11 protein-coding genes are annotated in these 9622 nt (G+C 67.6%); 5 read left to right on the plus strand and 6 right to left on the minus strand.

Features of this window, described 5'->3' with window-relative positions; genetic code table 11:
* Nucleotides 1-25: 25 nt before the first annotated feature.
* Nucleotides 26-703 carry an NAD(P)-dependent oxidoreductase gene (locus tag NF4_RS33865; RefSeq protein ID WP_063131492.1) on the plus strand — a complete coding sequence of 226 codons (678 nt, stop codon included), beginning with the start codon at nt 26-28 and terminating at the stop codon, nt 701-703.
* A 66-nt stretch (nt 704-769) separates the two neighbouring features.
* Here NF4_RS33865 and rpsA read toward each other — a convergent pair whose 3' ends face one another.
* Nucleotides 770-2236, minus strand: coding sequence for a 30S ribosomal protein S1 (gene rpsA / locus NF4_RS33870; protein WP_063131470.1), 1467 nt, complete (start codon nt 2234-2236; stop codon nt 770-772).
* Between the two features lie 167 nt (nt 2237-2403).
* On the opposite strand from rpsA, the gene NF4_RS33875 reads away from it, so the two are divergent.
* Nucleotides 2404-3270, plus strand: a complete 867-nt coding sequence (locus NF4_RS33875; protein ID WP_063131471.1) for a class I SAM-dependent methyltransferase — start codon at nt 2404-2406, stop codon at nt 3268-3270.
* A gap of 140 nt (nt 3271-3410) precedes the next feature.
* Here the strand turns inward: NF4_RS33875 and NF4_RS38925 are convergent, their stop codons facing one another.
* The gene (locus tag NF4_RS38925; RefSeq protein ID WP_198165573.1) at nt 3411-3584 is read right to left on the minus strand and encodes a type II toxin-antitoxin system antitoxin; all 174 of its coding nucleotides are present in this window, start codon (nt 3582-3584) and stop codon (nt 3411-3413) included.
* Nucleotides 3584-4468 carry an SPFH domain-containing protein gene (locus NF4_RS33880; RefSeq protein WP_063131472.1) on the minus strand — a complete coding sequence of 295 codons (885 nt, stop codon included), beginning with the start codon at nt 4466-4468 and terminating at the stop codon, nt 3584-3586. The genes NF4_RS38925 and NF4_RS33880 overlap by 1 nt, the downstream gene beginning before the upstream one ends.
* A 128-nt stretch (nt 4469-4596) precedes the next feature.
* On the opposite strand from NF4_RS33880, the gene NF4_RS33885 reads away from it, so the two are divergent.
* Nucleotides 4597-5682, plus strand: a complete 1086-nt coding sequence (locus NF4_RS33885) for an isocitrate/isopropylmalate dehydrogenase family protein (protein WP_063131473.1) — start codon at nt 4597-4599, stop codon at nt 5680-5682.
* 29 nt (nt 5683-5711) lie between these two features.
* On the opposite strand, the gene NF4_RS33890 is transcribed toward NF4_RS33885, so the two are convergent.
* From NF4_RS33890 to NF4_RS33900, 3 genes are read right to left on the minus strand one after another with little or no spacing between them, the layout of a single operon-like run.
* Complete coding sequence (locus NF4_RS33890) at nt 5712-6464, minus strand: amino acid ABC transporter ATP-binding protein (protein ID WP_198165576.1); 753 nt, start codon at nt 6462-6464, stop codon at nt 5712-5714.
* Nucleotides 6465-6478: 14 nt separating this feature from the next.
* Nucleotides 6479-7411: an amino acid ABC transporter permease gene (locus NF4_RS33895; RefSeq protein ID WP_063131475.1), complete on the minus strand. Its 933-nt coding sequence runs from the start codon at nt 7409-7411 to the stop codon at nt 6479-6481.
* Complete coding sequence (locus NF4_RS33900) at nt 7408-8313, minus strand: ABC transporter substrate-binding protein (protein ID WP_232330774.1); 906 nt, start codon at nt 8311-8313, stop codon at nt 7408-7410. The genes NF4_RS33895 and NF4_RS33900 overlap by 4 nt, the downstream gene beginning before the upstream one ends.
* 141 nt (nt 8314-8454) lie before the next feature.
* Here NF4_RS33900 and NF4_RS33905 point away from each other — a divergent pair, with 141 nt between their 5' ends.
* Together NF4_RS33905 and trxA are read left to right on the plus strand one after the other, a co-directional pair.
* On the plus strand, nt 8455-9024 hold the full coding sequence (locus tag NF4_RS33905; RefSeq protein ID WP_369690968.1) for a 2'-5' RNA ligase family protein: 570 nt from the start codon (nt 8455-8457) through the stop codon (nt 9022-9024).
* A 122-nt stretch (nt 9025-9146) separates the two neighbouring features.
* Entirely contained in the window at nt 9147-9530 is a 384-nt protein-coding gene (gene trxA / locus NF4_RS33910) for a thioredoxin (protein ID WP_063131476.1), read from the plus strand.
* Nucleotides 9531-9622: the final 92 nt, after the last annotated feature.

Below are 9622 nucleotides of genomic sequence, written 5' to 3' on the forward strand. Positions count from 1 at the left end.
TGCACGGCATAAACCAGGAGTGGGTATGCATATCGGAGTTTTCGGCGCCACCGGCGTGATCGGCTCACGCGCTGTCGCCGAAGGCGTACGCCGCGGTCATCGGATACGGGCCTTCACCACCGACGAATCCCGCTTCCCGCGGCCGCGCGGCGGCGTCGACTGGGAAGTGGCCGACTGGCGCGATGCGGACAGTATCGCCACCGCGATCGCCGGACTGGATGTGGTGATCAGTGCGGTCAACGCCGGACACGGAATCGAGGAAACGATCACGCGGGCCGACGATTTCGTCACGGGCGCGAAGGCCATGGTGGCTGCCCTGGCACAGCATCCGGAAACGCGGGTACTCGTGGTCGGTGGCGCGGGCAGCCTCGAGATCGCCCCCGGCCGGCAACTCGTGGACGAGCCGGGATTCGCGGACAACCTTCCCACCGCACTCGGCGTACCACGCGAGTACCACCGGGTCGTCGCCGCCTTGCGAGACGCACTGAATATCTATCGCACGTCGAATCGCCTGTGGACCTACCTCAGCCCGTCCTCGGGTCGCATCGACCCCGGTGAACGGACCGGCCGCTTCCGGATCGGCGGCGATCAACTGCTCGATACCGGCGGCCGCGATATCTCCGCCGAGGATGTCGCGGTGGCGCTACTGGACGAAGCACAGCTTCCGCGGTACATCCAGCGCAGATTCACCGTCGGGTACTGACACAGAAGACCCCGGTCCGCGAGGGACCGGGGTCTTCTGTTCGGCTATCGGCTACCGCTATCCGCCTCAGGCGTTACCGGACAGCTTCTCCCGCAGGGCCGCGAGCTGGGCGTCGCTGGCGAGCGAACCGCCGCCCGACTCCGGCTGGCTGGCGCTGGACTGCGCGCCGCTCTCGGAGGAGTAGTTCGACGAACCGCCGCCGCCCGCGGCCTCGGCCGCGGCGTCGGCCGCCATCTTCTCCATCTGCGCGGTGTGCATCTTGTGCCGGCGCTCCGCCTCGGCGTAGCGGCCTTCCCACTCTTCGCGCTGCTTGTCGAAGCCCTCGAGCCATTCGTTGGTCTCGGGATCGAAGCCCTCGGGGAAGATGTAGTTGCCCTGCTCGTCGTAGCTGTCGGCCATGCCGTACTTCGACGGATCGAACTCGGGGCTGTAGTCCTCGTTGGCCTGCTTGAGGCTCAGCGAGATCCGGCGACGCTCCAGGTCGATGTCGATGACCTTGACCATCGCGTCGTCGCCCACGACCACGACCTGGTCCGGGACCTCGACGTGGCGCTCGGCCAGTTCGGAGATGTGCACCAGGCCCTCGATGCCCTCTTCGACGCGCACGAACGCACCGAACGGGACCAGCTTGGTGACCTTGCCGGGCACGATCTGGCCGATGGCGTGGGTGCGGGCGAACTGCCGCCACGGATCTTCCTGGGTGGCCTTCAGCGACAGCGAGACACGCTCGCGGTCCAGGTCGACGTCGAGAACCTCGACGGTGACCTCGTTGCCCACCTCGACCACCTCGGACGGGTGATCGATGTGCTTCCAGGAGAGCTCGGAGACGTGCACCAGACCGTCGACACCGCCGAGATCGACGAAGGCGCCGAAGTTGACGATGGAGGAGACCACACCCTTGCGGACCTGGCCCTTCTGCAGCTGGTGCAGGAATTCGCTACGCACCTCGGACTGGGTCTGCTCCAGCCAGGCGCGGCGGGACAGAACCACATTGTTGCGGTTCTTGTCCAGCTCGATGATCTTGGCCTCGATCTCCTTGCCGACATACGGCTGCAGATCACGGACCCGGCGCATCTCGACCAGCGAGGCGGGCAGGAAGCCGCGCAGACCGATATCGAGGATCAGACCGCCCTTCACGACCTCGATCACGGTGCCGCGGACGGCCTCGTCCTTCTCCTTGAGCTCCTCGATCGTGCCCCAGGCGCGCTCGTACTGAGCCCGCTTCTTGGACAGGATCAGGCGACCCTCTTTGTCCTCCTTGGTGAGGACAAGAGCCTCCACCTCATCACCCACGGAAACGACCTCGTTCGGGTCGACGTCGTGTTTGATGGAGAGCTCGCGAGACGGAATGACGCCTTCGGTCTTGTAACCGATGTCGAGCAGGACCTCGTCGCGGTCGACTTTGACGATGGTTCCTTCGACGATATCGCCGTCGTTGAAGTACTTGATCGTGGCGTCGATGGCGGCGAGGAAGTCCTCGGCGGAGCCGATATCGTTGACGGCTACCTGCGGCGAGGTGACGGTGGTGGGCATGTGGCGGTTTGCTCCGGACGGATTGTGATCGGTTGCGGACATTGAGACTTTCGGTACGCTGCGATACACCCAGCGGCTCCAGGTGTGATCACTTGCGCGTTCAGCGTACGCGACCCGGAACCGGGCGGGCAAACGACCCCCCGCAGCGGATCTATAGGCTTCGAATCGTGTCCGACGACCTCGTTCAAGATCGCCACGCTCAGGCCACCGAACTACTGGGCACCGCGGGTGCGGCACGCCTGCGGATCGGCTCGACCGAGAGCGAACGCGCGAACCGGCGCTGGTGGGACGCCGACGCCGGCCAGTATCACGATACGCACGGGGATTTTCTCGGTGCCGACAGCGTCGGCGGCGAATTCGTCTGGTGCCCGGAGGGCCTGCACGAAGGCGATATGCGGTTCCTCGGCGAGGTCACCGGCAAACGAATCCTCGAGGTCGGCTGCGGGTCGGCGCCGTGCGCCCGCTGGCTCGCCGGGCAGGGAGCCCATCCGGTCGGACTCGATATCTCGCGGGGAATGCTGTCACGGGGGCTTGCCGCCATGGCACGGGGCGGACCGCGGGTGCCACTGGTGCAGGCGGGCGCCGAGGCCCTGCCGTTCGCGGACGAATCCTTCGACCTGGCCTGTTCGGCCTTCGGCGCGGTCCCCTTCGTCGCCGACTCCGCCCTGGTGATGCGGGAGGTCGCCCGGGTGCTGCGACCGGGCGGGCGCTGGGTGTTCGCGGTGAACCATCCGATGCGGTGGATCTTCCGCGACGATCCCGGCCCGGACGGTCTCGAAGCGGTGATCCCCTATTTCGACCGCACCCCGTACACCGAGATCGACAGCGAGGGCCGGTGCACCTATGTCGAACACCATCGCACCATCGGTGACCGGGTCCGGGAAATAGTCGGGGCCGGATTGGTACTCGACGATATCGTCGAACCGGATTGGCCGGAATGGCTGGACCGGGAATGGGGCCAGTGGAGCCCGCTGCGCGGGCAACTGTTCCCTGGGACGGCCATCTTCGTGAGCCATAAACCCGACCGGCCGTAAGGCCCGGCCGCGAGCGCTCCTCTCATCGCAGCATGAAGCGCGCCGCGGGTGCGGCCCGGCCGTGGGATACGTCGGCGGTGACGGACACAAGAATCTCCCGGCTCGCCCGTGGGACGGGGTGAGCCGGGAGTCCGGTCCGATCAGGATTCGTCGCCGCGCGACGGACGCGGAGAGCGCCCGGCCTGCTCCAGCGCACGCCGGAGGGCGAATTCGATCTGCGCGTTGACGCTGCGCAGATCGTCGGCCGCCCATTTGGCGATCGCGTCGTGGACCGCGGGGTCGAGCCGGAGCAGGACCTTCTTGCGTTCGGCCATCAGTTGTACAGCGATCCCGCATTGACCACCGGCTGCGTCGGCCGGTCACCACACAGCACCACCAGCAGGTTCGAGACCATGGTGGCCTTGCGTTCCTCGTCCAGTTCGACCATGCCCTCGGCGGCGAGCCGGTTCAGCGCCAGTCCGACCATGCCCACCGCTCCTTCGACGATCTGCGTGCGAGCGGCCACCACCTGCGCCGCCTGCTGACGGACCAGCATCGCCTGTGCGATCTCGGGCGCGTACGCGAGGTGGGTGATCCGCGCCTCGATCACCTCGATCCCGGCGGTCTCGGTGCGGTCGCGCAGTTCCACCGTGAGTTCCTCGGCGACCTCGGCGCCGTCACGCAGGCTGGTGCGGCCGGCGTCGTGGGCGTCGTAGGGGTGCGTGGTGGCCAGGTGCCGGACCGCGGCCTCGGACTGGGTTTCCACGTATTCCTCGTAGTCGTCCACGGCGAAGGCGGCCTTGAAACTGTCGACCACCTTGTAGACGACCACCGCCGCGATTTCCACCGGGTTGCCATCGGCGTCGTTGACCTTCAGTTTCTGGGTCTCGAAGTTACGGACCCGCAGCGAGATGCTGCGACGATCGGTCAGCGGCAGGACCGAGAAGAATCCGGGTTCGCTCACCGAGCCGATATAGCGGCCGAAGAACTGGACGACCTTGGCCTCGTTGGGGTTCACCACCGTCAGGCCGGTGATTCCGAGCAGCAGGATCACCGCCAGCACGCACGCGACGATCGCCCCCGCCAGTCCCGCGGCGTTCTGGTGCTGTGCGAATGCCGCGAATCCCGCGATCGCCACCGCCGCCAGCGCGATGGTGAGCACCAGCCAGATCAATAGCACGACGAACCCGTTGACCCGCGCGGCGTTCCGGAATGTCATGACATCCTCCCTCTATCAAAGTGATATCACTAAGATAGCATGACGCTCACCGGACCGGGTGCGCACGCTACGAATCACGAACCGCCCGGCCTCGCGGCCGGACCCCGCCGATTTGCGACCATGTGCGGATGGAACGGACAGCACAGGGTGAGCGGCTACGCCTCGGCGTGATCGAGGGCGACGGGATCGGACCCGAGGTGGTGGGTTCGGCGCGGCGCGTGGTGGACGAGGCACTGTCCGCCGCCGGCGCGGCCGAGGCCGACTGGGTCCCGTTGCCGATGGGCCGCCGGGCCATCGACGAATTCGGCACCGCCCTCCCGGAAGCCACCCTGACCGGCCTGCTCGACACCGACGGCTGGATCCTCGGCCCGCACGACAATGCCTCCTATCCCCCGGAGCACCGCATCGCGCCGGGCGGTGCGATCCGGCGCCATTTCGGCCTGCACGCCAACATCCGGCCCGTCAAGGCGTTTCCCGGTGTCGCGGCGGCCGCACCGGAGATCGACCTGGTGGTCGTCCGCGAGAACAGCGAGGGCTTCTACGCCGACCGGAACATGGCGGTCGGGTCCGGGGAGTTCTGTCCCACCCCGGATATCGCCCTGTCGGTCGGCCTGGTGACCCGGGCGGCGTCCGAACGGATCGCGCACGAGGCCTTCCGGCTGGCCAGGGCCCGGCGCGGACTGGTGACCATCGTGCACAAGGCGAATGTGCTGCCACTGACCATGGGATTGTTCCGCGACACCTGCTATGAGGTGGCACGCGAGTACCCCGATGTGACAGTGACGGACGAACACGTCGACGCGGTCGCCGCGCATCTGGTCCGTGCGCCCGGTGATTTCGATGTGCTGGTCACGGAGAACCTGTTCGGCGACATCCTGTCCGATCTGGCGGCCCAGCTCGGCGGATCACTGGGTACGGCCGCCTCCCTGAACTGTTCGGCCGACCGGGCGATGGCGCAGGCCGTCCACGGCGCCGCCCCCGAGCTGGCCGGGCACAACCGCGCCGATCCGGTGGCCCTGCACCTGTCCGCCGCCATGCTGCTGCGCTGGCTCGCCGACCGGCACGGCCGGCCGGTCCTCGCCGGAGCCGCGGAGCGGATCGAACACGCGGTCGCGGCGACCTTCGCGGCCGGTATCGCCACGGCCGATCTGGGTGGGCAGGCGTCGACCGGCGAATTCACCGAACAGGTCACCGCACGGGTCCACTTCCGGTAGGCGCGGACGCCACTCGGCCCGGACGGTGACTACAGCAACCGGGACAGGAACGCCTTGGTGCGGTCGTGCGCCGGATTCGTCAGCAGATCGCCGGGCGGCCCCGCCTCGACCACGACTCCCCCGTCCATGAACACCAACTGGTCGGCCACCTCGCGAGCGAAACCCATTTCATGGGTCACCACGATCATCGTCATACCCGAGGCCGCGAGCTCGCGCATGACCGTGAGAACCTCACCGACCAGCTCCGGGTCCAGCGCGGAGGTGGGCTCGTCGAACAACATGAGTTTCGGGTCCATCGCCAGCGCCCGGGCGATCGCCACCCGCTGCTGCTGGCCGCCGGACAGCTGTGCCGGATAGGCGCCTGCCTTGTCGGCCAGCCCGACCCGGTCCAGCAGCTCCTTCGCCCGCGACACCGCGTCGGCCCGGCGGGTCTTCTTGACCTGGATGGGAGCCTCGATGATGTTGGCGAGCACGGTGCGATGCGGGAACAGGTTGAAATGCTGGAAGACCATACCGATCTCACGCCGCTGGCGGGCCGCGTCGCGCGGATGCAACTCGTAGAGTTTGCCGCCTTTCTCGCGGTAGCCGACCAGTTCCCCGTCCACGTACAACCGGCCCGCGTCGATCTGCTCCAGATGGTTGATACACCGCAGGAAGGTGGATTTCCCCGAGCCCGAGGGCCCGATGAGGCACAGCACCTGACCGTGCCGCACGTCCAGTGAGATGCCCTCGAGGACCCGTAGCGCCCCGAAACTCTTACAGACCCGGTCGGCGCGGACCATCGGTTCCGTCGCGCTCATTTCACCCGTACCTCTCGGCGCGCGTCGGCCAGCTCCTGGAGTTGTTTCGCGGTCAGTTGCCGGGATATGCCCCGCGAATAGTATTTCTCCAGGTAGTACTGGCCGACCATCAGCACGCTGGTGATCGCCAGATACCAGGTGGCGGTGACCAGCAGCAGCGGTATGGGCAGGAAGTTCACCCCGTAGATATCGCGGGCCCGGCCGAATAGATCGGTACTGAGCGGTATGGCGGTGACCAGCGCGGTGGTCTTCAGCATGCTGATGAGTTCGTTACCGGTCGGCGGGATGATCACCCGCATGGCCTGCGGCAGCACAGTCCGCCGCATCGTCTGCGACCAGGACATACCGAGCGCGATGGACGCTTCACGCTGTCCTTCCCCGACCGAGTTGATCCCGGCCCGGACTATCTCGGCCATGTACGCCGCCTCGTTGAGTCCCAGCCCGATCACGGCGAACGCGAACCCGGCCTGCAAACTCTGCACATCGACCTCGAACAGGCGCGGACCGAAGGGTACGCCGAACGCGACGTTCTGGTACAGCGACGGGACCAGTCCCCAGAAGACAAGTTGCACGTACACCGGGGTCCCGCGGAACACCCACAGGTAGACCCAGGCGCTCGCCCGCAACACCGGGTTCGGCGACAGCCGCATCACCGCCAGCGCGGTACCGAGTACGACGGCGATGATCATCGCCAGCACGGTGAGCTCCAGGGTGACCACCGCGCCCGCCGCAATCCGGGTGTCGCGGAGATACTGCCAGTACACATCCCAGCGGTACGCGGGATTGGTGGCCGCGCCGTAGACGAACAACCCGGCGAGCGCCAGGATCAGCGCGGCGGCCACCCAGCGGCCGGGCCGCCGCAACGGCACCGCGGCGATGGGTTCGGGTTCGGCGGCCGCGCCGGCGGCCCCACTCGGATCGGCGGTCATCGCGTCGGCTCCCTCGCACCGTTGATCACGGAGGTGCGCAGCGCGCCCTCCTGGACACCCCAGTTCTCGGTGATCTGCCGGTACTGCCCGGTATCGATGAGGTGCTGCAACGCGTCGCGCAGTACCGGCGCCAGCGGCGACCCTTTCGCGACGGCCCACCCGTAGGGCGCCGCGTCGAATATCGGACCGGCCGGCTCTATCTTGCCGTCGGTCTGTTCGATCGCGTACGCGGTGACCGGCGAATCCGCGGACATGGCATCGACCTGGCCGAGTACCAGCGCATTGGTCACCGCGCTCTGTTCGTCGAACGCGTCGATGATGATCGGATCCCGGCCCGCCGCGACACAGGCTTCGCTCTTGGCCGGGACTTCCTCGATATGTTCGACTGTCGTCGCCTGCACCGCGACTCGCTTACCGCAGGCGTTCGCGGGGTCGACGTGCCGGCCGGTGCGCTGCGCCCACTGCACGCCCGCGCTGAAATAGGTGACGAAATCGACCTGCTGCTCCCGTTCCACCGAATCGGTGATCGAGGACATGCCGATATCGTAGGTACCGGCCTGGACGGCGGGAATGATCTTCTCGAACGCCGATTCGGTGTAGCGGGCCCGCACACCGAGTACCGCGGTGACCGCGTCCATCAGATCCACATCGAAGCCGACGATCGCGCCGTGCCGGTCGCGGTACTCGTTCGGCTGATACGGCACATTGACCCCGACCACCACCTCCCCGGCGGCGGCGATATCGGCCGGCACCCGCGCGGCCAGCGCGTCCACCGCCTGCACCGCGACCTTGGGCGGGACCGGCCCGGTGTCCTCGACATTGGTCACGCACCCGGTCAGCAGCGCGATACCGGCCAGCCCGCACACTATGCGCCGCACCCGGGCACCGGATCGATCCACCACCGCCACCACCTGCCGCTCGCGAAGAATGGCCCTCGGCCGCTCGTCGACCTTGTCAGGCACAGTAGGCGACCGCGGCCCGCGGCACACCCCGAGTAACCCAAGATTGATCTCCGGGCGCGGCGCCCGGCACAGCCACCGCCCGTGCTCCCGCGCCCGACCCGCTACCGTCTGCAGATCATGGTGCAGTCGGTGGAATTACTGCTCGACGAGGCGGCCGAACAACGTATCCGGCGGCAGTGGGAACTGCTCGCCGAAGCGGGGCTGCCCGGGCTGGGACAGGGCAGACGCGACGGAGACACCGAAAGTCACCGGCCACATATCACCGTGGCGGTGGCCCGGCAGATCTGGCCGCGGATCGAACAGGAGCTCGACCGGTTGGCCTTCCGGCCCTTCCCGGTACGTCTCGGCGGCGTGCTGGTATTCGGGGCGCGGCGGCCGATCCTGGTGCGGGCGGTGATCCCGTCCGAACAGCTGCTGGCCTGGCATCGCCGTATCCACCAGGTGGTCGAACCGTGTCCCGACATCCCGGCCAATCTGCGCCCCAACCAGTGGACACCGCATGTCACGCTGGCGCGGCGGGTCCTCCCGCAGCGGATCGGTGAGGCGGTGGCCGCCGTCGCAACCGACCGGGACACCACCGCGACCGTGGTGGGTATCCGGCGCTGGGACGGCGACCAGCGCCGGGCCTGGTCGGTCGCCGAACACGGCTGACCGGAGCCGGAGCGACCGCGGACCCCGCCACGTAGGGTGGGGGCCGGTGGCGTACGACACCGCCGTGGAACACCGCGGCCGGGGCCGGCGTTACAGCCTGAAACCGACCACGAGAGGACGTCATGGCCACCCAGACACTGACCCAGCAGAACTTCGATGACGTAGTCACCAGTAACGACGTCGTACTCGTCGATTTCTGGGCTTCCTGGTGCGGACCGTGCCGCAGCTTCGCCCCGACCTACGATGCGTCGTCGGAGAAACACCCCGATGTCGTGCACGGCAAGGTCGACACCGAGGCCGAACAGGGCCTGGCCGCGGCCGCAAATATCCAGTCCATCCCGACCATCATGGCCTTCCGCGAGGGTGTGCTCGTCTTCGCGCAGCCCGGGGCGTTGCCGCCCGCAGCGCTCGAGGATCTGGTCTCCCAGGTGAAGGCCCTCGATATGGACGAGGTTCGTAAGCAACTCGCCGAGCAGCAGGCAACCAACGGCGAAGTAGCCGAATAGAATCGACGGACGACGGCGGGCTCCACACTTTCCGGGGATGGTGTGGAGCCCGCCGTCGCGTTGTCGTACGGAGCGGCCGATAGCCCGCTAGC

The organism is Nocardia fusca NBRC 14340 (assembly GCF_001618425.1).
Taxonomy (GTDB): domain Bacteria; phylum Actinomycetota; class Actinomycetes; order Mycobacteriales; family Mycobacteriaceae; genus Nocardia; species Nocardia fusca.